Raw genomic sequence first — 22,224 nt, 5'->3', positions numbered from 1 at the left:
TTTTCCGGTGACGTCCGCGGCCTGCGCGCAATGCGCTGGGCCGCCGTCCGGAGGGCGCGGGCGCCGCACGGGAGCTCTCAGTGTCTGTCTCGCCGGTTCCGTCCGCGGTATTGCGGACGGCCTGGCGAAAGTCTGGTGGTCTTCGCACGGCCCGACCCAGGTGGCTTCGTAGATGCCAGGGCCCTGGGCTGCGCTACGACGGCGGTCCTTACGCGGGGCCTTCCGGCGCCTGCGCTGCCGCGGCGGTCAGCTCGGCGTCCCCCGGTCGGGGGGTCGCGGCTGCCTCGCGGTCGGGCGCGAGCGGGTCGGTCACCGTGCCGGTCTCTTCGTCGAAGAGCCCCTGCGCCAGCCTGGTCACCGCTGCGGGGACCGGCGGCGCCAGGTCGGCCACAGCTCGGAGACCGGACAGGACGTCGTCGGGTCGAACGGCAGGCGTCACGTGCCGAACAACCAGCCGCAGTATCGCACAGGGCCCATCCACCGGCCTATCGGCCGAAGGAGGCTGGGCCTGGAGATCTGCTACAGCGGCACGCGCGTCAAAGGCCCGCATGCCGTTCTTGGTACGTCGCTCGACCTCGACGGATTCCGCCGCGAGGAAGGTCTCGACCGCGCGAGCGGCCTCCTCCACCGTGACGCCGTCGAGCCTGAGGTCCCACACGGAGGCCTGGAGCCGGTCGGCGAGTCCGGAGGTGCGCGCCTCGACCGCATCGGTGATGTCGAGCCCGGTGGGGAGCGACTCGTCGAGGAGGTCGCGGAGCTTCGCGGGGTCGCGGTGCGCCGTGAGGGCGATCTCCAGATACTCGGCCTCGCTGCCCGTGCCGGTGGGTGCGGCATTGGCGTACGACACCTTGGGGTGCGGGGTGAAGCCGGCCGAGTACGCCATGGGTACCTCGGCGCGGCGCAGCGCGCGCTCGAAGGCGCGCTGGAAGTCGCGGTGGCTGGTGAACCGGAGGCGGCCGCGCTTGGTGTAGCGCAGTCGGATGCGCTGCACCGCGGGTGCGGGCGGCGGGCCTTCGGGCTGTCGCTTGCCCAGTGTCGTTCAGTCCTTCGTGAGCTTCGGCCATGCTGTCGTAGCAGTCGTACTGCTACCTAGAGTACGTGCCTCAGCAGAGCTCGGTTCCCGTCGGGGCTTGACAAGCTCGACGGGCTCGCGCTCCGGCTCGCGCGCCCCGAAGACCATCCGCCGGAAGTCCGCGCGGGCCTGGCGTGCGCTGTCCCGGGCCGCTGCGACGGCCTGGCGTGCGGCGCGGCCGGCGTCCCTGACGGCCTTGGCGGCGGGCCGCCAGACCAGGTCGCGCACGGCGTGCCCGGCAGCGCGCACCGCGTGCCCGACCGGCGTGAGCACCGACCGGTACACCCAGCGGACCGGCTCCACGAAGACCCACCGCAAAAGCTTCGCCAGGAAGCGCCAGACGGCCACGGAGATGTATCCGGCGATCCGCCACGCATGCCCGAACGCCGTCCCGATCTCCCGCGCCACCACGGCGATCGCCCGCCCGACGGGCGTGAGCACCCAGCGCCAGACGAAGCGGACGGGCTCGACGAAGACCCAGCGCAGCAGCGTGCCGATTCCGGTGCCGAGTCCGCGCACGAGCCAGGCGATCCCGTGCCCGAAAGGCGTGAGCACGCGCGCGTACAGCCACGTCAGGGGTACGACGACCAGCGTCCGGCCGAGCCACGCGAGCCCCTGCCCCACCGGCACCACGACGTACCGCCACAGCGCCACCCACGGCCACACGAACAGCGCCCTGCCCAGCCACACCAGCGCCCGGCCGAGCCACATCAGACCGGCACCAACTGCCCGCCCCAGCCAGACCATTCCGTGCCCGAAAGGCGTGAGCACGCGCGCGTACAGCCACGCCAGAGGGACGACGACCAGCGTCCGCCACAGCCACACCCCCGCGGCGCCCGTGCCCCGCCCGGCAGCCGCGAACGCGTGGCCGATCATCCGCAGCGTCCAGACGACGCCGTGCCCGACGGGCGTGAGGATCCGGCGGTACGTCCACACCGCGGGCACCACGAGCAGCATCCGCCCCAGCCAGGCCAGGCCGATGCCGACCGGCACGACGACGTACCGCCACAGCGCCACCCACGGCCACACGAACAGCGCCCTGCCCAGCCAGGTGATCCCAACTCCCAGGCCGGACGCGACAGTTCGCACCAGCCAGGCGAAGCCCAGCCACAGCGGAGTGAGCAACTGCTCCCAGACGAAGACGGCGGGGACCGCGATCAGCACCCTGCCGAGCCAGGCCAGCGCCCGGCCGACCGCCGTGGCCGGCACCACGAACAGCCAGTGCCCGAGCCACCCGAGCCCGCGCCCCAACGGCCTGAGCAGCGCCCGGTCCAGGAACCGCCCGCACGCGGCCAGCGCGTCCCACGCCATGCGCACCGGCACGACGAGGACCAGCACGACGATCCGTACCGGTATGCGGATGGCCACGGCCAGACAGCCCTCGGCCTGGGGCGGCGGGCCCTGGGGGGCCTTTTCGAGTTCCATATCGGCCATGACGCGAAAGAGGCCCTTCCGGATGCGGTTGATCGGCAACGAAAGGGCCTCGATCGACGGACGCCGGGGCCCGAAGGCCCCGGCGCCGCCTGCTACTTGCTGCTTCTCTTCGCTGCCTGCTACTTGACGACCGTCAGCGGCAGGAGCTTCTTGCCGGTCGGGCCGATCTGGATCTGCGTGTCCATCTGCGGGCAGACGCCGCAGTCGAAGCACGGGGTCCAGCGGCAGTCCTCGACCTCGGTCTCGTCGAGCGAGTCCTGCCAGTCCTCCCAGAGCCAGTCCTTGTCCAGGCCGGAGTCCAGGTGGTCCCAGGGCAGGACCTCTTCGTACGTACGCTCACGGGTGGTGTACCAGTCGACGTCGACGCCCGTCGTGGGCAGCGTCTTCTCGGCGCAGGCCATCCAGCGGTCGTAGCTGAAGTGCTCGCGCCAGCCGTCGAAGCGACCGCCGTCCTCGTACACCGCGCGGATGACCGCGCCGACGCGGCGGTCGCCGCGGGACAGCAGGCCCTCGACGATGCCGGGCTTGCCGTCGTGGTAGCGGAAGCCGATGGAGCGGCCGTACTTCTTGTCGCCGCGGATCTTGTCGCGGAGCTTGAGCAGACGGGCGTCGGTGTCCTCGGCGGAGAGCTGCGGGGCCCACTGGAACGGCGTGTGCGGCTTGGGCACGAAGCCGCCGATGGAGACCGTGGCGCGGATGTCGTTCTGGCCGGAGACCTTGCGGCCCTCGGCGATCACGCGGGTCGCCATGTCGCCGATCTGCAGGACGTCCTCGTCGGTCTCGGTCGGCAGGCCGCACATGAAGTACAGCTTCACCTGACGCCAGCCGTTGCCGTACGCGGTCGAGACGGTCCGGATCAGGTCCTCTTCCGAGACCATCTTGTTGATGACCTTGCGCATGCGCTCACTGCCGCCCTCGGGGGCGAAAGTGAGGCCCGAGCGGCGGCCGTTGCGGGTCAGCTCGTTGGCGAGGTCGACGTTGAACGCGTCCACGCGGGTCGACGGGAGGGAGAGGCCGATCTTGTCTTCCTCGTACCGGTCCGCGAGGCCCTTGGCGATGTCGCCGATCTCGGTGTGGTCGGCCGAGGAGAGGGAGAGCAGGCCGACCTCTTCGAAGCCGGTCGCCTTGAGGCCCTTCTCCACCATGTCGCCGATGCCGGTGATGCTTCGCTCCCGCACGGGGCGCGTGATCATGCCGGCCTGGCAGAAGCGGCAGCCGCGGGTGCAGCCGCGGAAGATCTCCACGGACATGCGCTCGTGGACCGTCTCGGCCAGCGGTACCAGGGGCTGCTTGGGGTAGGGCCACTCGTCGAGGTCCATGACGGTGTGCTTGGACACGCGCCACGGGACGCCCGACTTGTTCGGGACGACGCGGCCGATGCGGCCGTCGGGCAGGTACTCGACGTCGTAGAAGCCGGGGACGTAGACATTGCCGGTCCTGGCGAGGCGGAAGAGGACCTCCTCGCGGCCACCCGGGCGGCCCTCGGCCTTCCAGGTGCGGATGATCGCCGTCATGTCGAGCACGGCCTGCTCGCCGTCACCGATGACCGCACAGTCGATGAACTGCGCGATCGGCTCGGGGTTGAAGGCCGCGTGGCCGCCCGCGAGGACGATCGGGTCGTCGATCGTGCGGTCCTTGGCCTCCAGCGGGATGCCCGCGAGGTCCAGGGCCGTGAGCATGTTCGTGTAGCCGAGCTCGGTGGAGAAGGAGAGCCCGAACACGTCGAAGGCGCTGACGGGGCGGTGGCTGTCCACGGTGAACTGCGGCACGTCGTGCTTGCGCATGAGCTCTTCGAGGTCCGGCCACACGCTGTACGTGCGCTCGGCGAGCACGCCCTCGCGCTCGTTCAGCACCTCGTAAAGGATCATGACGCCCTGGTTGGGCAGCCCGACCTCGTACGCGTCCGGGTACATGAGCGCCCAGCGGACATCGCAGGCGTCCCAGTCCTTGACGGTGGAGTTGAGCTCTCCGCCGACGTACTGGATGGGCTTCTGGACGTGCGGGAGAAGCGCTTCCAGGCGTGGGAAGACGGACTCGACAGGCATCTCGGCGTCTCTCATGAGCTGGCAGGGGTGACCATCAAGCGTACCCCGGCGCTCAGCCGCCGAGCGACGCCCGCAATTCCTCCTCCGCCGCCCTGGCCCAGACCCCCGGCAGTTCCCGCTCCCGGTCGGCCGCGGCCGACTCCTCCTGGCCGTACAGCAGGCCCCAGGTGAAGGCGGACTCCCCCGCCAGATGCGCCTGCACCGCCAGGGCCCGCAGGGCTTCGCGCGCGACCACGCTGTCCTGGTGGTCGCCGAGCAGGCCCTGTACGGCCTTCATCCGCTTCGCGAACCGCTCGGCGGGCGCCCCGAGCGCGGGGGTGGCCGCCTCGCCCGCGTACCGGGCCCGCTTGGCGGCCTTGCGGGCCTCGTGCATGGCGAGGTCGCGCTCCGTGCCGGCGTCCGGCGCGAGGGCGTGCTCTATGCGGGTCGCGAGGCGCGCGTAGTCCTTGAGGACGGCCTTGGGCAGCGCCTTCTCGGGTGCCGCGGCGGCGGCCGGGAGCAGCGGGGGCGCGGCAAGGAGGGCGTCGAGGGTGTCCAGGAGCATGAGGTAGCGCTTGCCGTCGAGCACGGCGACCGTCCGGCGCCGCGAGCCGGTGCGCCGGGCAACGGTCCAGATGCGCAGCCGGCCACGGACCGGGCCGAGCAGCAGGGTCCTCGGCAGGGCGGTGATGCGGGCGGTGAACCGTTCGGTGAGGACCTCCTGGTCGCGGTCGACGCCCAGTTCCCCCGCGAGCCACTTGAGCTCGTCGCTCACCGGGTCGGTGACCGTGCGGTCGAGGATCTTCCGGTACGTGCGGAAGGCGCTCCGCATCCGCCGGGTGGCCACCCGCAACTGATGCACGGAGTCGGGCAGATCGCGGCGGACGGCGGGGTCGAGCGAGACGATCGCGTCGCGCTGGGCCCGCAGATACGCGAGGACGTGGTCCCCGGCGGTCCCGGGTCCCTCGCCCACGGCCGCCGCGACCGCCTCGGCCACGGCCTCGCTCTTACCGGCCTTCTTCCCGTCCCTGACCGCCCTTCCTTCGGGCTTGGCCTTCTTGGCCTTGCGTTCCTTCGGTGCGGTCTCCGCCAGGGCCCGGCCGAGCTTCGACGTCGAGGCGGACCGCCGTACGCCCGCCTTCTTGAGCTTCTTCTCGACCTTGTCGAGGAGCGCGGGGTCGCCGTCGTCCGCCAGCTCCACCTCGATCTCGGACCACTCGGCCGTCCCGCCGCCCCCGGTGAGCCGCTCGGCCCGCACCCCGTCGACGCTGACCTCGGCGAGCAGGGCACCCTCCGTATCGACGAGGTGGCGCACTTCCCGCGCAGACAACAGCCGCACCAGGGGCACGAGTTGCCCCTCACGCACCCGGGAGCGCACGAGGCCGCCGAGTACTCGCGGCAGCGTGTCCGAGAGCGGCGCGCGGATCTCGTCCCGTACGCCCTCCGCGAGCGACACCGGCAGCTTCAGGTGCCAGCCCGCGTCGGCCCCGCCGGTGCGCCTGCGCAACGTGATCGAGGCGGCGGCGAGGCGCTGGTCGGGGGTGTCCCAGTAGACGGCGTCCAGTTCGACGACGCCCTTGCCGACGACATCCACGACCCCGGCGACGCCGGTCAGGTCGGGCAGCTTCGCGCCGGCCGCGACGTCGTACTTCCGCTCGATCTCGCGCTTCGTCTCCGCCATGAACCGACTTTAGAAGCGATTTCAGACGGTGGGCAGTCCCTGGCGGCAGCCAACCGGGAAGGACGCGGTGGACGTGCCCCGAAGGGGCGCGGGGAACTGCGCGACCAGCCACGACGCACCCGCAGGTGCAATCCGGCCGTCCAGCGGAGCGCTCACGCCGACATGGGGCGTTGCACTCTGATCGACTGCAGCAGCCCGATGGCGATCCAGACCGCGAACATCGACGTACCGCCGTACGACACAAAGGGCAGCGGTAGCCCCGCCACCGGCATGATGCCGAGCGTCATCCCGATGTTCTCGAAGGCCTGGAAGGCGAACCAGGCGATGATCCCGGCGGCGACGATCGTGCCGTACAGCTCGGTCGTCTCGCGGGCGATGCGGCAGGCACGCCACAGGACCACACCGAGCAGCAGCAGGATCAACCCGGCCCCGAGGAAGCCCAGTTCCTCGCCGGCGACGGTGAAGATGAAGTCCGTCTGCTGTTCCGGGACGAACTGGCCCGTGGTCTGCGAGCCCTTGCCGAGCCCGGAGCCGGTCAGGCCGCCCGAACCGATCGCGATGCGCGCCTGGTTGGTGTTGTAGCCGACGCCCGCCGGGTCGAGCGCCGGGTTGGCGAAGGCCGCGAAGCGCGCGATCTGGTAGTCGTCGAGCAGGCCCAGCTGCCAGACCGCGATCGCACCGCCCGCGCCCGTGCCGAGCAGCCCGAAGATCCAGCGGTTGGAGGCGCCGGAGGCGAGCAGCACGCCGAGGACGATCATCGCCATCACCATGACCGAGCCGAGGTCCGGCATCAGCATCACGATCATTATCGGGACGACGGCGAGACCGAGGGCCTGGACGACGGTGCGGTGATCGGGATGGGCGCGGTCGCCCGCGTCCACCCGTGCGGCGAGCAGCATCGCCATGCCCAGGATGATCGTGATCTTCACGAACTCGGAGGGCTGCAGGGACATCCCGCCGACCACCAGCCAGGCATGCGCGCCGTTGATGGTCGCGCCGAGCGGGGTGAGGACGAGGAGCACCAGGAAGACCGAGACGCCGTACAGGATCGGGACCGCTGTGCGCAGGGTGCGGTGGCCGAGCCAGATGGTGCCGATCATCAGGGCGAGCCCGATTCCGACGTTCAGGAGGTGCTTGAGCACGAACGAGAACTTGTCGTCGCCGACGAGTTCGGTGCGGTTGCGGGTCGCCGAGTAGACCAGGGCCGAGCCGATCACCGACAGCGCGAGCGCGGAGAGCAGTATCGGCCAGTCCAGGCGGCGCGCCACGGAGTCGCGGGCGAACAGCTTGGACAGGACGCCGCGTTCGGGTCCGTATCCCGATACGGAGAAACCGCCGGCCATCAGTCCCGCCTTCCGTTGCCGGGACCCGGGAGTCCGGCCGCGAGCTCCTGCACGGGCGGCTCCTCCTTCTTGGGCTCGTACGGCTTGATCTTGGGTGCGTCGATCGAACCGTCCGACTCGATCTTGGGGAGGTCCTTCTCGGGCTTGGGCAGCAGGGCCTTCTTGAGGTCCTGCTCGCCCTTCTCGTTCAGGCCGTACATGGCGTCGTAGATCTTGCGCACGGCCGGACCGGAGGCGCCGGAGCCGGTACCACCCTGGGAGATGGTCATGACGATCGTGTAGTCCTCGGTGTACGTCGCGAACCACGAGGTGGTCTGCTTGCCGTAGACCTCGGCGGTACCCGTCTTGGCGTGCATCGGGATCTTGTCCTGCGGCCAGCCGCCGAACCTCCAGGCGGCGGTACCGCGGGTGGCGACTCCCGCGAGGGCACCGTCTATCAAGTCGCGCGTCTTGGCGTTCATCGGCAGCTTGCCGTGCGACTTGGGCCTGATCTCCTCGACCTGCTTGCCGTCGGGGCTGACGACCGCCTTGCCGACGCTCGGGTCGTGCAGGGTGCCGCCGTTGGCGATGGCCGCGTAGATGGTGGCCATCTGGATCGGGGTGACGAGGGTGTCGCCCTGGCCGATCGAGTAGTTGACGGAGTCACCGGCGCGCATCTTCATGCCTTCGAGGCAGTTCTCGTACGCGAGCCGCTCGACGTACTCACCGTTCTTCTTGCCGGTCTTGCACCAGGAGTCCTTGTTGGCCGCCCAGAAGTCCTTCTTCCACTGGCGGTCGGGGACCCGGCCCTTGACCTCGTTCGGCAGGTCGATGCCGGTCTCCGCGCCGAGACCGAACTGGTGGGCCGTCTTGTAGAACCAGTCCTTGGTGTCCTTCTTCGGCTTGTTCCCGCCGTCTTTTTGCCACTGCTGGTGGGAGAGCGCGTAGTAGACGGTGTCGCAGGAGACCTCGAGGGCCTGGCCGAGGGTGATGGAACCGTGGCCCTGCGACTCGAAGTTCTTGAAGACCTGGTTGCCGATCGAGTACGAACTCGGGCACGGGTAACGGCCGTTGAAGTCGTACCCCGCGTTCACCGCGGCCGTGGTCGGGATGACCTTGAAGATGGAGCCGGGGGCCGCCTGGCCCTGGATGGCGCGGTTCAGGAGCGGGAAGTTGGACTTCTTGCCGGTCAGGTTGGCGTAGTCCTTGCCGGAGATGCCGCCGACCCAGGCGTTCGGGTCGTAGTCCGGGTTGGAGGCCATGGAGATGACGCGGCCGGTCTTGGACTCCAGGACGACGACCGCGCCGGCGTCGGCCTTGTAGTTCTCGCCGGTGTTCTTGTCGAACTCGCCGCGGGCGGTCTTCATCGCCTCGTTGAGCTCGTACTCCGCGACGCGCTGCACGCGTGCGTCGATGCTGGTGACGACGTTGGCGCCGGGGCGGGCGGGGTCGGCCTGGGTCTTGTCCATGACGCGGCCGAGCTTGTCGACCTCGTACGCGGTCACGCCGGCCTTGCCGCGCAGCTGCTTGTCGTACGTCCGCTCCAGGCCGGAGCGGCCGACCTGGTCGGAGCGCAGATACGGGGACTCGCTGTCCTTGGCCTTCTGGATCTCGTCGTCCGTGACGGGCGAGAGATAGCCGAGGACCTGCGAGGTCTGCGCCTTGCCGGGGGCGGCGTAGCGGCGTACGGCGGTGGGCTCGGCGGTGATGCCGGGGAAGTCCTCGGCCCGCTCGCGGATCTGCAGGGCCTGCTTGGGAGTTGCCTCGTCCGTGATCGGGATGGGCTGGTACGGCGAGCCGTTCCAGCAGGGCTGGGGGGTCTTGGCGTCGCACAGGCGGACCTTGTCGGCGACGTCCTTGGGCTTCATGCCGAGGACCTGGGCGAGGCGGGTGAGGACCGCGTCGCCGTCGTCCTTCATCTTCATCAGGTCGGTGCGGGATGCGGAGACGACCAGGCGGGTCTGGTTGTCGGCGAGCGGGACGCCGCGGGCGTCGAGGATCGAGCCGCGGACGGCGGGCTGGACGACGCGCTGTACGTGGTTGCCGTTGGCCTCGTCGGCGTACTCGTCGCCGTTGCGCACCTGGAGGTACCAGAGGCGGCCGCCGAGGGTGAACAGGAGGGAGAGGACGAGGATCTGCAGGACGATGAGACGGATCTGCACGCGGGGGGTGCGTCCGGTCTCCGGGATGTTGGTCACGACTCGCTCCCCCTCGACTGGTGTGCGCTCACAGGCGCTTGACCCCCTTGATGCGTCCGGCGCGGGCCACCCGGGCCTTCGCCGCCTTCATCCGCAGACCGCCGCGCTGGTTGCCGATCCGCAGGCCGGTGCCGGTCGTGAGCCAGCCCGAGGAGACGTCGCTCGCCTTGGTGGAACCGCCTCCTGCCTCGCCGAGCGGGTCGTTCTCGGCGCGTCTGGCCAGCGCCATGATGCCGGGGACGACGAAGGGCGCCAGCAGCAGGTCGTAGATCGCGGCGGTGAACAGCAGGCCGCCGAGGCCCACATGCTGTGCCGCGTCGTCGCCGACGAGCGCGCCCACACCCGCGTACAGGAGCGTGGAGCCGAGCGCGGCGCCGACCACGACGACCATCGGGCCGGTGGCGGAGCGGACCTGGCCGCTCTCGGGCTTGACCAGACCGGCGAGGTAGCCGATGACGCACAGCACCAGGGCGTACCGGCCGGCCGCGTGATCGGCGGGCGGCGCGAGGTCGGAGAGCAGTCCCGCGCCGAACCCGACGAGGGCGCCGCCGACATGGCCGTACACCAGGGCGAGACCGAGGACGGTGAGCAGCACCAGGTCGGGCACCGCGCCGGGCAGATGGAGCCTGGCGAGGACGGAGACCTGGATGACCAGGGCGACGATCACCAGCGTGCTGGAGAGGAGGATCCGGTTGAAACGCATCAGCTACTCCTCCTCGGTGCCGGCGGCGCCCGTGGACGCGTTCGGTGACGGGGTGACCGTGACGGTGACGGTGGGCGTCGGCTTGGGCTTGGTCGGCTCGGGCAGCACCTTGTCGCGCGGGTCGGTGCGCGGGGCCTGGACGACGATGCCGACGATGTCGAGCTTGCTGAAGGCGACGTACGGCTTGAGATAGACGGTGCGCGTCAGGTCGCCGCCGGACGGGTCCACGCGGACGACCTCGCCGATCGGGACGCCGGGCACGAACGGCTTGTCCGCCTGGGAGCCGAAGGTCACCATGCGGTCGCCCTTCTTGACCTTGGCCTTGCCGTTGAGCATCTGGACGGAGAGCTCCTGGCCGCCGTCGCCGGTGGCGAAGCCGAGTTCGTCGGTGGACTCCATGCGGGTGCCGACCGTGAAGTCCGGGTCGTTGGCGAGGAGGATCGTGGAGGTGCTGGGGCCGACGGTGGTGACCCGGCCGACCAGGCCGTCGCCGTTGAGGACGGTCATGTCGCGCTTGATGCCGTCGTTCGCGCCGGCGTCGATGGTGACGGTCCAGGAGAAGCCCTGGGCCGCTCCTATGGCGATGACCTCGGCGCCCTTGATGCCGTACTGTCCGGCGCCGGCCGTCTTGAGCATCTTGTCGAGCTGCCGGACACGGCTGCGGTTGCGGTCGTCGCTGCCGAGCTTCGCTTTCAGTGCGGCGTTCTCCCGCTCCAGCTGGGCGACCCGGCTGTGCCGGTCGCCGGAGTCGCGGACGGCCGCGATCGCGTTGCCGAGCGGGTCGACAGCCGCTGATACGGCGTTCTCCGCCGGTCCGAAGACCGTGGCGGCGGCCTGGCGGGCACCGTCGACCGGAGACTCCTCGCCCCCTCTGATGTCCACCGTGATCAGTGCGAACGCGATGGCGATCAGTAGCACCAGGAGCAGCCGGCTCTCTCGTGTGTCCCTCACGTGCGGCGGCCGTGCCTTCCTCGTCGGAATCGGTTTGGCTGTGTTGCCTGTATGGACCGGCTTGCGGGTGCCGGTGCGTGATTGTGTCGCCGGGCCGTCTGCCTGACTTCTCGTCCGGCTGTCCGACCTGGCTGTCTTGCCTCTATATCAACGATCCGCCGTACGGAAGGGCAGGCCCGTACGGCGGATTGTTGGTTTTACGTCATCTGCGCGGCGTCGCGTCGAGCACCTGCTGCAGTGCCTCGAACTCCTCCACGCACTTGCCGGAGCCGAGCGCGACGGAGTCGAGCGGGTCCTCGGCGATGTGGATCGGCATGCCCGTCTCCCGACGGAGGCGCTCGTCCAGGCCGCGGAGCAGGGCGCCGCCGCCGGTGAGGACGATGCCCCGGTCCATCACGTCGCCCGACAGCTCGGGCGGGCACTTGTCGAGGGTCGTCTTGACCGCGTCGACGATCGCGTTGACCGGCTCCTCGATGGCCTTGCGGACCTCGGCCGCCGAGATGACGACGGTCTTCGGGAGTCCGGAGACCAGGTCGCGGCCGCGGATCTCGGTGTGCTCGTCCTTGTCCATGTCGTACGCGGAGCCGATCGTGATCTTGATCTGCTCTGCGGTGCGCTCACCGAGGAGGAGGCTGTACTCCTTCTTGATGTGCTGGATGATCGCGTTGTCCAGCTCGTCGCCGGCCACGCGGATGGACTGTGCCGTGACGATTCCGCCGAGCGAGATCACGGCGACTTCGGTGGTGCCGCCGCCGATGTCCACCACCATGTTCCCCGTGGCCTCGTGGACCGGGAGGCCGGAGCCGATGGCCGCGGCCATGGGCTCCTCGATGATGTGTACCTGGCGGGCGCCGGCCTGGGTCGACGCCTCGATGACGGCGCGGCGCTCGACTCCCGTGATGCCGGACGGCACACAGACGACGACGCGCGGCCGGGCGAGGTAGCGGCGCTTGTGGATTTTGAGGATGAAGTAGCGGAGCATCCGCTCGGTGATCTCGAAGTCGGCGATGACGCCGTCCTTGAGCGGGCGGACCGCGACGATGTTGCCAGGGGTGCGGCCGATCATCTTCTTCGCCTCTGCGCCGACCGCGAGGATGCCACCGGTGTTCGTGTTGATGGCGACTACGGACGGCTCATTGAGTACGATCCCGCGACCCCTGACGTAGACCAGCGTGTTGGCGGTCCCGAGGTCGATCGCCATGTCACGGCCGATGAACGACATTTTGGTTCCCATCAGGAGCGTCTGGCCTTCCCACGTGGAGCGTTAGGGCTTGTTAGGTCGGCGAGTTCGGGCACAGTGGCGTGAAGACTTCATCGTAGTCTCGCCTGCACGGACACGGCGCGAGGGTCTCCGCCATTGTCAGCAGAGGATTCGCCGTCCCGCTAATGGGGACGAGCCGACGGAAGGATGCGTTCCCCCAATCGGCTTGCATATGCCAAAGGACGGCCGCGGGATCCACGGCCGTCCCAGGTCAGGGACCCAGCATTCCTGACGCTCAGTCAGGAATTAAGCGCTGCGGGTCGGTCCCGATCAGACGAGTCGGTCCCGATCAGACGAGTCCGGGGAAGAAGATCTTCAGCTCGCGCTCGGCGGACTCCTCGGAGTCCGAGGCGTGGATCAGGTTCTCCCGGACGATGGAGCCGAAGTCACCGCGGATGGAACCGGGGGCGGCCGCGATCGGGTCGGTCGGGCCGGCCAGGGCGCGGACGCCCTCGATGACCCGCTCGCCCTCGACGACGAGCGCGACGACCGGGCCGGAGCCCATGAACTCGACGAGCGGCTCGTAGAAGGGCTTGCCCTTGTGCTCGCCGTAGTGCGCCTCGAGGGTGTCCTGGTCGAGGTGGCGCAGCTCGAGAGCGGTGATCTGCCAGCCGGCCTTGCGCTCGATGCGGCCGAGGATCTCGCCGATCAGGCCGCGGCGGACGGCGTCGGGCTTGAGCAGGACGAGGGTGCGGCTCACAGGACGGCTCCTTGATAACTCGGGTGAGCGGGTGCTCAGAGGCTACAGGGCTGGGAACTGCGGTCGTTACGCAGCGTCAAGCCAGCCCCTTCGTCACGCCGGGTCAGCTCCCGCCTCGGCCTGCGCCGCGAACCGTGCCTTCGCCTCGTCGATCTTCTTGCCGAAGTGGATCGAGGCCCACCACAGGCCCGCGAAGCACGCGCCCAGGAAGAACATGATCGGGACGACGAACCCGGACGCGATCAGCCCGATCTGCAGGGCCCAGCCCAGCTGCACCCCGCCCGGCCGGCTGATCATCCCGCAGAGCAGCACCGACAGGACCATGGCGACCGCGCACACCGTCCAGACCGTGCCCTGCGTCAGATCGGGGTCCTTCATGGCGACCAGGCCGGCGAAGCCGATGATGAAGAACTCGCCGATCAGCGTGGAAGCACAGAGCGTACGCATGGAAGTCAGCCCCTCCCCAGGAGCAGCCGGGCCTCGCCGACCGTGATGACGGAACCGGTGATGAGGACTCCCCCGCCCGCGTACTCGCCCTCTTCCTCGGCGAGCGTGATCGCGGCCTCCAGGGCGTCGTCCAGGCGCGGCTCGACCTGTACGCGCTCGTCACCGAAGACCTCGACGGCGATGCCCGCGAGTTCGTCCGCGTCCATCGAGCGGTGACTGGAGTTCTGCGTGACGACGATCTCCGCGAAGATCGGCTCGAAGGCCTCGAGCAGTCCGCGTACGTCCTTGTCGCCACTGGCCCCGACGACCCCGATGAGGCGGCTGAAGTCGAAGACCTCGCTGATCGCCTCGGCGGTGGCGCGGGCCCCCGCCGGGTTGTGCGCGGCGTCCAGGACGACCGTCGGGGACTTGCGGACGACCTCCAGGCGGCCCGGTGAGGTGACCGTCGCGAAGGCCTTACGGATCGTCTCCACGTCCAGCGGGTCGGAGCGCTGGGCGCCGACACCGAAGAACGCCTCGACCGCCGCGAGGGCCACCGCGGCGTTGTGCGCCTGGTGGGCGCCGTGCAGCGGCAGGAAGATCTCTGTGTACTCGCCGCCGAGCCCGCGCAGGGTCATCAGCTGGCCGCCGACCGCGATCTGCCGGGAGACGACGCCGAATTCGAGGCCCTCGCGCGCGACCGTCGCATTGACCTCGACGGCCTTCTTCAGGAGCACCTGGGCCGCGTCCACCGGCTGCTGGGCCATGATCACGGTGGCGTCCTGCTTGATGATCCCGGACTTCTCGACGGCGATCTCGCCGGGCGTCGAGCCGAGCCGGTCCGTGTGGTCCAGGTCGATCGGCGTCACCACGGCGACATCGGCCTCGATGACGTTCGTGGCGTCCCAGCTGCCGCCCATGCCGACCTCGACGACGGCCACGTCGACGGGGGCGTCCGCGAAGGCCGCGTACGCCATGCCCGTGAGCACCTCGAAGAAGGAGAGGCGGTACTCCTGCTGCGCGTCGACCATCTCGACGTACGGCTTGATGTCCTGGTACGTCTCGATGAAGCGCTCGGCACTGATCGGGGTGCCGTCCAGGCTGATGCGCTCGGTGACCGACTGGACGTGCGGCGAGGTGTACCGGCCGGTGCGCAGCTCGAAGGCGCCGAGCAGCGCCTCGATCATGCGGGCCGTGGACGTCTTGCCGTTCGTGCCCGTCAGGTGGATCGAGGGGTACGCGTGCTGCGGCTCGCCCAGGACGTCGAGAAGCGCCTTGATGCGGGCAACCGACGGCTCCAGCTTGGTCTCGCCCCAGCGCGTGGCCAGGTCGGCCTCCACTTCGCGCAGGCCCTTGTCGACCTCGGGGTCGGCGGGGCGCGGCGGGACGTCGGCGGTCGCGGACGGGGCGCCCTGCGTGCGCAGGGTGCGGCTGCCGGCCTCGATCACCGCCAGGTCGGGGTCTCGGTCGGTCTCCGAGGCGACGATCTCGTCGAACTCGTCGGGCAGGCGCATGCCGTCCACGAGTCCTTCGAAGGGGTCGGGCTCGCTGCTGTCGCTGGGGGGGAGCTCACTCACGTACGCCAGTCTACGGAGGCCCACCGACAGCGCGGGGCGCGCCACCTGTCGCCGGGCCCGCAGGCCGTCCACGGGACCTTCGGCCTGCCCGGTTCAGGACCTTCGGCGCACCGATTGCCGGCGTCTGCGGGCAAACTTGCGGATCATGGACATAGGGATCGACCTCGGCACCGCAAACACCCTGCTCTACGCCCGTGGCCAGGGCATTGTGCTCAATGAGCCGTCCGTCGTCGCCGTCCGGGAGGGCGTCAAGGGCGCGCTCGCCGTCGGCGCGGAGGCCAAGGAGACCATCGGCCGCACCCCCGGGTCCATCACCGCGATCCGCCCCCTGAAGGACGGCGTGATCAGCGACTACGAGGCGGCCGAGGAGATGATCCGGCACTTCGTCCGCAAGGCCGTGCCCGGCCGCAAGCCCCGTACCCGCATGGTCGTCTGCGTGCCCAGCGGGGTCACGCCCGTGGAGCGGCGCGCGATCGTGCATGCCGCGCAGCGCTCGGGCGCCCGCGCGGTCCACCTCATCGAGGAGCCGATGGCCGCCGCGATCGGTGCGGGTCTGCCGGTGTCCGAGCCGCGCGGCTCGATGGTCGTCGACATCGGCGGGGGCACGGCCGAGGTCGCCGTGATCTCGCTCGGCGGGATCGTCACGGCGCAGTCCCTGCGGGTGGGCGGCGACCGGCTCGACGCCGCGATCACGGACTACGTACGCAAGGAGCACTCGCTGCTCATCGGCGAGCGGACCGCCGAGGACATCAAGGTCGCGATCGGGTCGGCGTGGCCCGTGCCCGGTGAAGACGCCTTCGAGATGCGGACGTTCACCGTGCGGGGGCGGGAGAAGGTGGGCGGGCTGCCCAAGACGGTCGACCTCACGGTCAAGGAGGTCCGGGCCTCGCTCGACGAGCCGATCGAGGCGGTCATCGCGGCGGTGAAGACGACGCTGGAGGAGTGTCCGCCGGAGCTGTCCGGGGATGTCATGGAGCACGGGATCGTGGTCACGGGTGGCGGGGCGTTGCTGCCTGGGCTGGACCTTCGCATGTCTGCGGCGACCGGGATTCCGGTGACCATCGCGGAGAATCCGCTGGACTCGGTGGCGCTTGGCTGCGGGAAGTGTGTGGAGGAGTTCGACTCACTGCAGCGGTTGATGTCTGCGGCGTAGGCCTTCCGGAGCCGGCGGGATTGAGGCTTGGGTCGGCCCGCTCAGGTCGCGGGGCTTCGCCCCGGGCCCCTTCATTCTCCCCGCCCCGCCCCTTCCCGTAATTCTGCGAAGCCTTCCGCCCTCCGGGCGGTGTCCTCAAGCGCCGGACAGGCTGATTCATGCCGGCGGCAGCCTTACGGGAAGGGGCGGGGCGGGGAGAAATCAAGCCGCAGGCAACCCCGTCGGCAGCTCCGCCACCACCTCGTACGCCCCCTCCGCATGCCCCGCCGTGAACGTCCCGCCCACGCTCCGTACCCGCTCGGCCATCCCGGCCGTGCCCGTGCCGGCCGACACCGGGGCCCGTGAAGGGGCCGACGCCGGGAGGGTGTTGCTCACCGTGATGCGGGCCTGGTGGTCCGCGATCGCTATCCGGACGCCGACCAGCTCTCCCGGTGCGTGCTTGGCCGCGTTCGTCAGGCACTCCTGGACCACGCGGTAGACCGCCGCCTGCCGTAGCGGGGACAGCCGTTGGGCCGCCTCGTCCACGTCCAGCTTCACCGGGCTGCCGGCGCGATCGCTCTGCTCGGCGAGAGCCGCCAGGGCGTCGAGGCCCGGGGTCGGGGCGCCGTCCGCGCCGCGCTGGACGATGATCTCGTTGAGAACGCGGTGGGCGCGGCGCGAGGTCTCCGAGAGCTCCTCGAAATCCTTCGCGTACGACTCCCCGCGCGCCCGGCGCGCAAGCACCTCGGCCCGCACGGTCAGCAGCGTCAGCTCGCGCCCGACGAAGTCGTGCACATCGCCCGCGACCCTGGCCCGCTCGGCCTGCACCGCCCCGAGCACGGCGGTCTCGGCGCGCTGCGCCTCCAGGGCGCGCACCAGGTCCTGCCGGTTGGCGGCGATGCCGACACCGGCCGCCAGTACCCCGATGGGCACCACCAGGCTGAGGAACGAGGGCAGCGAGTCACCGCCGTGCAGCGGCCAGCCCGGCAGGCTGAACAGCACCAGCGCGCACACCACATACGCCACGACACCGAGGACGCCCGCCCGCCAGCCGCGGTAACGGCCCAGCGAGTAGAGCGCGAACTGCACCAGCGTCAGCTCGTGCAGCCACCACAGGAAGATCAGGGCGACGGCGTACGGCACCCACGGCTGCCGGCGCCGCAGCAGGAGCGTCGACGCGCCCAGGAACAGCACGAAGGCGGCTTCCACCGGGGAGTCGAGGGAGTTGTCGGCCTCGGCGAGCCCGGGGATGTCCAGCGCCATCAGCGCGAGACAGCTCAGCGCGGTCAGGACGTCGAGGATCCGGGGACAGCCCACCCAGCGCCGAGCGCGGCGACGGCCCGCGGCCGTCAGCCGGTCGAGCGCCGAGACGGCGGGCTGGGGGTTCATGTCTTCCATCATCAGGGGTCTTTAGGCCCGATCCAGCGGACTTCCGTCCCGATTTAAGTGATTTATGGCACCTGGATCGGCCATTACCGGCAGCAATCAGCCAAAAGTACGGAATTCCCAGGACCCATTCGGGACCATCGAGCCTTCCGACGACCCATGCGTCACGGCGAGGCTGGGAGGTATGTCCGACCTCTCGACGCCCGCCGCCCGCCCGATCCCCGCCCCGCGCGCCCTGAGCCTGCTCCTGCTGGTCACGGGCGCACTCGGCACGCTGGCCTCGGCGGTCCTGACGTACGACCGCATCGAGAGCCTCGCCAACCCGGCCTTCGTCCCCGGGTGCAACATCAACTCGGTGCTGAGCTGCGGCGACGTCATGGACACCTGGCAGGGCAATCTGCTCGGCTTCCCGAACATGCTCCTCGGCATCCCCGCCTTCGCCGCCCTCGCGGGCCTCGCCGTCGCCCTCCTCACGGGCGCCGCGCTGCCGCGCCGGGTCTGGCTGGGGCTGTGGGCCGGGGTGACGGGCGCGTTCGTGTTCGTGGTCTGGCTGATCACCCAGTGTCTGTACGTCATCGGGGCGCTGTGCCCCTGGTGCATGGTGATCTGGGCGCTGGTGATCCCGCTCTTCTGGTACGTCACCGTGTACGCGCTCCGCACCGGGGTGATCCCCGCCCCGCGTCGCCTCGTGGCGACGGTGACCACGCACACGTGGGCCGGACCCGTCGTCCTCTACGGGGTCCTGGTGGTCCTCGTACTGACCCGTTTCGGCGACCGGCTGCTCTAGCCACGGCGCGGTTCGTCCGGTGCGGTGGGGCGCCGGGTTGCAATCAATTCATGTGGTATGCCCAGAATTCCGGCCGCCGTACGCGGCAGATCATCGGTGATGGCGCGGTCCTGCTGTGGACCGCCCTGTGGGCCGCGGTCGCGGTGATCGCGTACCGGCTCGTCCAGCTCCTGTCCCGGCCCGCCGAGGACGTCGAGACGGCCGGGCGCAGCTTCAGCTCGGGCCTGACCAACGCGGGCACGACGGCGGCGAAGCTTCCGCTGGTGGGCGGGAAGCTGGACGCGGCGCTGCGGAATGTGGCGGGGGCCGGGGACAAGCTCGCGTCCGCGGGGGACGGCGGGCAGACGGCGGTGGACGCACTGGCGGTGGCCGGCTCCATCGGGCTCTTCGTCCTGCCGGTCGGGCTGGTGCTGGTGCTGTGGCTGCCGCGGCGGTTGCGGTGGACTCGGCAGGCTGCGGCGGCGGCTTCGCTGGCCGCTACGGAGGACGGGCGGGAGTTGCTCGCTCTGCGTTCCTTGATGCGGCCTCTCGATGACGTGGCCCGGACGGCCGCGGAGTTGCCGGACGCGACTCCGGGGAGCCTGGCCGAAGGGTGGCGCAATGGCGATCCCGAGACGCTGGACGCGTTGGCCGAGGCGGAGTTGGAGCGGCTGGGGTTGCGTACCGCTTGATTTCCCCCACCCCGCCCCTTCCCGAAAGTCCTCAAGCGCCGGACGGGCTGATGAATCAGCCCGTCCGGCGCTTGAGGACAGTCTTTGAAGCCGGCGGCAGCCTTACGGGAAGGGGCGGGTAGGGGAATAAATCCCTTACGCCGACGGCAAGTTGGCCAGCTGGCCCTGGATTCGCTCGATGTCCGCCTCCGCCTTCGCGAGGCGACCCCGGATCTTGTCCACGACGTGGTCGGGCGCCTTGCCAAGGAACGCCTCGTTGCCCAGCTTCGCGTTGGCCGCGGACACTTCCTTCTCCGCCGCCGCGAGGTCCTTCGTGAGCCGCTTACGCTCGGCCGCGACATCGATCGTCCCCGACAGGTCGAGCTCGACCTTGGCACCCGAGACCGGCAGCGAGGCCGTCGCGCTGAAGCCCTCCCCCTCCGGCTGCAGACGCAGCAGTTGGCGGATGGCCGCCTCGTGCGGGGCCAGCGTGGTGCCGTCCAGGGTCAGGCGGGCCGGCACCTTCTGGCCGGGCTGCAGACCCTGGTCCGTACGGAAACGGCGGACCTCGGTGACGACCTGCTGGACCGTCTCGATGTCCCGCTCCGCGGCCGGGTCCCGGAAGCCCGAGTCCTTCGGCCACTCGGCGACGACCAGCGACTCGCCACCCGTGAGCGTCGTCCAGAGCGTCTCCGTGACGAACGGGACGATCGGGTGCAGGAGCTTCATCGTGACGTCGAGGACCTCGCCCAGGACGCGCTTGGTGTCCTCGGCCTCGGGGCCGCCCGCGATGAACGTGGTCTTGGTCAGCTCGACGTACCAGTCGAAGACCTCGTCCCACGCGTAGTGGTAGAGCGCCTCGCTGACCTTCGCGAACTGGTAGTCCTCGTACAGCGCGTCGACCTCGGCCACGACCTCGTTCAGGCGGGACAGGATCCAGCGGTTGGTCGCCGACAGGCGCTCGGCGGGCGGGAGTTCGCCCTCGATCGTCGCGCCGTTCATCATCGCGAAGCGCGTCGCGTTCCAGATCTTGTTGGCGAAGTTGCGGGACGCCTGGACCCAGTCCTCGCCGATCGGCACGTCCGCGCCCGGATTGGCGCCCTTGGCCAGGGTGAAGCGGACGGCGTCGGAGCCGTACGCGTCCATCCAGTCCAGCGGGTCCACCGCGTTCGGGTTCGACTTCGACATCTTCTTGCCGAACTCGTCACGGACCAGGCCGGTCAGGGCGACGGTCTTGAAGGGGACCTCGCCGTCCATCGCGTACAGGCCGAACATCATCATCCGGACGACCCAGAAGAAGATGATGTCGTGCCCGGTGAGCAGGACGTCGGTCGAGTAGAACTTCTCGAGGTCCGGGGTCTGCTCCGGCCAGCCGAGCGTGGAGAACGGCCACAGGCCGGAGGAGAACCAGGTGTCGAGGACGTCCTCGTCCTGGGTCCAGCCCTCGGCCTCCGTGCCGGGCGCCTCGTCGTCGGGGCCGAGGCAGACGACCTCGCCGTTGGGCCCGTACCAGACAGGAATCCGATGCCCCCACCACAACTGCCGTGAAATACACCAGTCGTTGAGGTTGTCGACCCAGTCGAAGTACCGCTTCTCCATCTCCTTCGGGTGGAGCACGACCTCGCCGTCGCGGACCGCGTCGCCCGCGGCCTTGGCGAGCTGCTCGACCTTGACCCACCACTGCAGGGACAGGCGCGGCTCGACGGTCGTCTTGCAGCGGGAGCAGTGGCCGACGGAGTGGACGTACGGCCGCTTCTCGGCGACGATCCGGCCCTGCTCGCGCAGCGCGGCGACGATCGTCGAGCGGGCCTCGAAGCGGTCCAGGCCCTGGAAGGGGCCGGGGACGGTGATGACGCCGCGCTCGTCCATGATCGTCAGGGACTCGAGGTCGTGCCGCTGGCCGATGGCGAAGTCGTTCGGGTCGTGGGCCGGAGTGACCTTGACGGCGCCCGTGCCGAACTCGGGGTCGACGTGTGCGTCCGGGACGACGGGGATCGTACGGTCGGTCAGCGGGAGCTTGATCCGCTTGCCGATGAGGTGCGCGTACCGCTCGTCGTCCGGGTGGACGGCCACGGCGGTGTCACCGAGCATCGTCTCGACGCGGGTCGTCGCGACGACCACGGTCTCGTCGCCCTCGCCGTACTTGATGGAGACGAGCTCGCCGTCGTCGTCCTGGTAGTCGACCTCGATGTCGGAGATCGCGGTCAGACAGCGCGGGCACCAGTTGATGATGCGCTCGGCGCGGTAGATCAGACCGTCGTCGTACAGGTCCTTGAAGATCGTCTGGACGGCCTTGGACAGGCCCTCGTCCATGGTGAAGCGCTCACGGGACCAGTCCAGGCCGGCGCCGAGGCGGCGCAGCTGGCCGAGGATCCGGCCGCCGTACTCCTGCTTCCACTGCCAGGTCTTCTCGACGAAGGCCTCGCGGCCGATGTCGTGGCGGGACTTGCCCTCTTCCGCGAGCTGCTGCTCGACCTTGTTCTGCGTGGCGATGCCCGCGTGGTCCATGCCGGGCAGCCACAGCGTCTCGAAGCCCTGCATGCGCTTGCGGCGGGTGAGGGCGTCCATGAGCGTCACCTGGAAGGCGTGGCCCAGGTGCAGGGCGCCCGTGACGTTCGGCGGGGGGATGACGATCGTGTACGGCGGCTTGTCGCTCTTGGCGTCCGCCGTGAAGTAGCCGCGGTCCACCCAGCGCTCGTACAGCGGCCCCTCTACCTCGGCCGGAGCGTACGTCTTCGGCAGTTCGGGTTCGGGGAGGCTGTTTGGCTGCTGCTGAGTGTTCTCGGTCACGGGCCACAGTTTACGGGCGTCACGGTCCCGTACCGAAACCAGATTCGTTGGTAACGGTGTGCACCCTGCCACCCCATGGTGCGGCCCCGTCCGTCAGGATGTTCGGACTACATAAGCACCTGGAGGGGAC

Annotated in this window: 17 protein-coding genes; 3 read left to right on the top strand and 14 right to left on the bottom strand. The window is 70.0% G+C overall.

Going from position 1 to position 22,224, the window contains the following annotated elements:
- Positions 1–208: 208 nt before the first annotated feature.
- From OG430_RS31645 to folC, 12 genes are all read right to left on the bottom strand, one after another.
- Complete coding sequence (locus OG430_RS31645; RefSeq protein WP_327356047.1) at positions 209–991, bottom strand: TIGR03936 family radical SAM-associated protein; 783 nt, start codon at positions 989–991, stop codon at positions 209–211.
- Between the two features lie 48 nt (positions 992–1,039).
- A complete protein-coding gene (locus tag OG430_RS31640) occupies positions 1,040–2,497 on the bottom strand; it encodes a hypothetical protein (RefSeq protein ID WP_327359306.1) in 1,458 nt (485 codons plus the stop codon).
- 128 nt (positions 2,498–2,625) lie between these two features.
- The gene (locus tag OG430_RS31635; protein WP_327356046.1) at positions 2,626–4,551 is read right to left on the bottom strand and encodes a TIGR03960 family B12-binding radical SAM protein; all 1,926 of its coding nucleotides are present in this window, start codon (positions 4,549–4,551) and stop codon (positions 2,626–2,628) included.
- A 52-nt stretch (positions 4,552–4,603) separates the two neighbouring features.
- Positions 4,604–6,211 (bottom strand): CYTH and CHAD domain-containing protein, encoded by a 1,608-nt coding sequence (locus OG430_RS31630; protein ID WP_327356045.1) that lies wholly within the window; start codon positions 6,209–6,211, stop codon positions 4,604–4,606.
- Positions 6,212–6,363: 152 nt separating this feature from the next.
- The gene (rodA, locus tag OG430_RS31625) at positions 6,364–7,554 is read right to left on the bottom strand and encodes a rod shape-determining protein RodA (RefSeq protein ID WP_327356044.1); all 1,191 of its coding nucleotides are present in this window, start codon (positions 7,552–7,554) and stop codon (positions 6,364–6,366) included.
- Entirely contained in the window at positions 7,554–9,731 is a 2,178-nt protein-coding gene (gene mrdA / locus OG430_RS31620) for a penicillin-binding protein 2 (RefSeq protein WP_327356043.1), read from the bottom strand. Before mrdA ends, rodA begins: the two co-directional genes overlap by 1 nt.
- A gap of 28 nt (positions 9,732–9,759) precedes the next feature.
- Complete coding sequence (gene mreD / locus OG430_RS31615; RefSeq protein WP_327356042.1) at positions 9,760–10,434, bottom strand: rod shape-determining protein MreD; 675 nt, start codon at positions 10,432–10,434, stop codon at positions 9,760–9,762.
- Between the two features lie 3 nt (positions 10,435–10,437).
- Positions 10,438–11,385, bottom strand: coding sequence for a rod shape-determining protein MreC (gene mreC / locus OG430_RS31610; protein ID WP_327356041.1), 948 nt, complete (start codon positions 11,383–11,385; stop codon positions 10,438–10,440).
- Positions 11,386–11,587: 202 nt separating this feature from the next.
- Positions 11,588–12,607 (bottom strand): rod shape-determining protein, encoded by a 1,020-nt coding sequence (locus tag OG430_RS31605; protein WP_327359305.1) that lies wholly within the window; start codon positions 12,605–12,607, stop codon positions 11,588–11,590.
- Between the two features lie 328 nt (positions 12,608–12,935).
- A complete protein-coding gene (ndk, locus tag OG430_RS31600; RefSeq protein WP_327356040.1) occupies positions 12,936–13,346 on the bottom strand; it encodes a nucleoside-diphosphate kinase in 411 nt (136 codons plus the stop codon).
- A 93-nt stretch (positions 13,347–13,439) separates the two neighbouring features.
- Positions 13,440–13,793: a DUF4233 domain-containing protein gene (locus tag OG430_RS31595; RefSeq protein ID WP_327356039.1), complete on the bottom strand. Its 354-nt coding sequence runs from the start codon at positions 13,791–13,793 to the stop codon at positions 13,440–13,442.
- Positions 13,794–13,798: 5 nt separating this feature from the next.
- Positions 13,799–15,286 carry a bifunctional tetrahydrofolate synthase/dihydrofolate synthase gene (folC, locus tag OG430_RS31590; RefSeq protein WP_327359303.1) on the bottom strand — a complete coding sequence of 496 codons (1,488 nt, stop codon included), beginning with the start codon at positions 15,284–15,286 and terminating at the stop codon, positions 13,799–13,801.
- Between the two features lie 208 nt (positions 15,287–15,494).
- Here folC and OG430_RS31585 point away from each other — a divergent pair, with 208 nt between their 5' ends.
- A complete protein-coding gene (locus OG430_RS31585) occupies positions 15,495–16,502 on the top strand; it encodes a rod shape-determining protein (RefSeq protein WP_327356038.1) in 1,008 nt (335 codons plus the stop codon).
- Positions 16,503–16,703: 201 nt separating this feature from the next.
- On the opposite strand, the gene OG430_RS31580 is transcribed toward OG430_RS31585, so the two are convergent.
- Positions 16,704–17,870 (bottom strand): sensor histidine kinase, encoded by a 1,167-nt coding sequence (locus tag OG430_RS31580; RefSeq protein ID WP_327356037.1) that lies wholly within the window; start codon positions 17,868–17,870, stop codon positions 16,704–16,706.
- A 181-nt stretch (positions 17,871–18,051) separates the two neighbouring features.
- Between OG430_RS31580 and OG430_RS31575 the strand changes: the two genes are divergently transcribed.
- Both OG430_RS31575 and OG430_RS31570 read left to right on the top strand, forming a co-directional pair.
- A complete protein-coding gene (locus OG430_RS31575; RefSeq protein ID WP_327356036.1) occupies positions 18,052–18,654 on the top strand; it encodes a vitamin K epoxide reductase family protein in 603 nt (200 codons plus the stop codon).
- Positions 18,655–18,704: 50 nt separating this feature from the next.
- Positions 18,705–19,325 (top strand): hypothetical protein, encoded by a 621-nt coding sequence (locus OG430_RS31570; protein WP_327356035.1) that lies wholly within the window; start codon positions 18,705–18,707, stop codon positions 19,323–19,325.
- A 135-nt stretch (positions 19,326–19,460) separates the two neighbouring features.
- On the opposite strand, the gene OG430_RS31565 is transcribed toward OG430_RS31570, so the two are convergent.
- The gene (locus OG430_RS31565) at positions 19,461–22,094 is read right to left on the bottom strand and encodes a valine--tRNA ligase (protein WP_327356034.1); all 2,634 of its coding nucleotides are present in this window, start codon (positions 22,092–22,094) and stop codon (positions 19,461–19,463) included.
- Positions 22,095–22,224 lie beyond the last annotated feature (130 nt).

The sequence above is a fragment of the Streptomyces sp. NBC_01304 genome (assembly GCF_035975855.1).
GTDB lineage: Bacteria > Actinomycetota > Actinomycetes > Streptomycetales > Streptomycetaceae > Streptomyces.
The sequence above is the reverse complement of the archived record's forward strand: the minus strand, read 5'-3'. Positions and strand labels throughout refer to the sequence as shown.

Coding starts and splice junctions, on each gene's coding strand:
- folC (WP_327359303.1), bottom strand. CDS start 15,286: ATGCGCCTGCCCGACGAGTTCGACGAGATCGTCGCCTCGGAGACCGAC.
- OG430_RS31605 (WP_327359305.1), bottom strand. CDS start 12,607: ATGTCGTTCATCGGCCGTGACATGGCGATCGACCTCGGGACCGCCAAC.
- mreD (WP_327356042.1), bottom strand. CDS start 10,434: ATGCGTTTCAACCGGATCCTCCTCTCCAGCACGCTGGTGATCGTCGCC.
- OG430_RS31635 (WP_327356046.1), bottom strand. CDS start 4,551: ATGCCTGTCGAGTCCGTCTTCCCACGCCTGGAAGCGCTTCTCCCGCAC.
- OG430_RS31585 (WP_327356038.1), top strand. CDS start 15,495: ATGGACATAGGGATCGACCTCGGCACCGCAAACACCCTGCTCTACGCC.
- OG430_RS31580 (WP_327356037.1), bottom strand. CDS start 17,870: ATGAACCCCCAGCCCGCCGTCTCGGCGCTCGACCGGCTGACGGCCGCG.
- OG430_RS31570 (WP_327356035.1), top strand. CDS start 18,705: ATGTGGTATGCCCAGAATTCCGGCCGCCGTACGCGGCAGATCATCGGT.
- OG430_RS31640 (WP_327359306.1), bottom strand. CDS start 2,497: ATGGAACTCGAAAAGGCCCCCCAGGGCCCGCCGCCCCAGGCCGAGGGC.
- rodA (WP_327356044.1), bottom strand. CDS start 7,554: ATGGCCGGCGGTTTCTCCGTATCGGGATACGGACCCGAACGCGGCGTC.
- OG430_RS31575 (WP_327356036.1), top strand. CDS start 18,052: ATGTCCGACCTCTCGACGCCCGCCGCCCGCCCGATCCCCGCCCCGCGC.
- OG430_RS31630 (WP_327356045.1), bottom strand. CDS start 6,211: ATGGCGGAGACGAAGCGCGAGATCGAGCGGAAGTACGACGTCGCGGCC.
- OG430_RS31595 (WP_327356039.1), bottom strand. CDS start 13,793: ATGCGTACGCTCTGTGCTTCCACGCTGATCGGCGAGTTCTTCATCATC.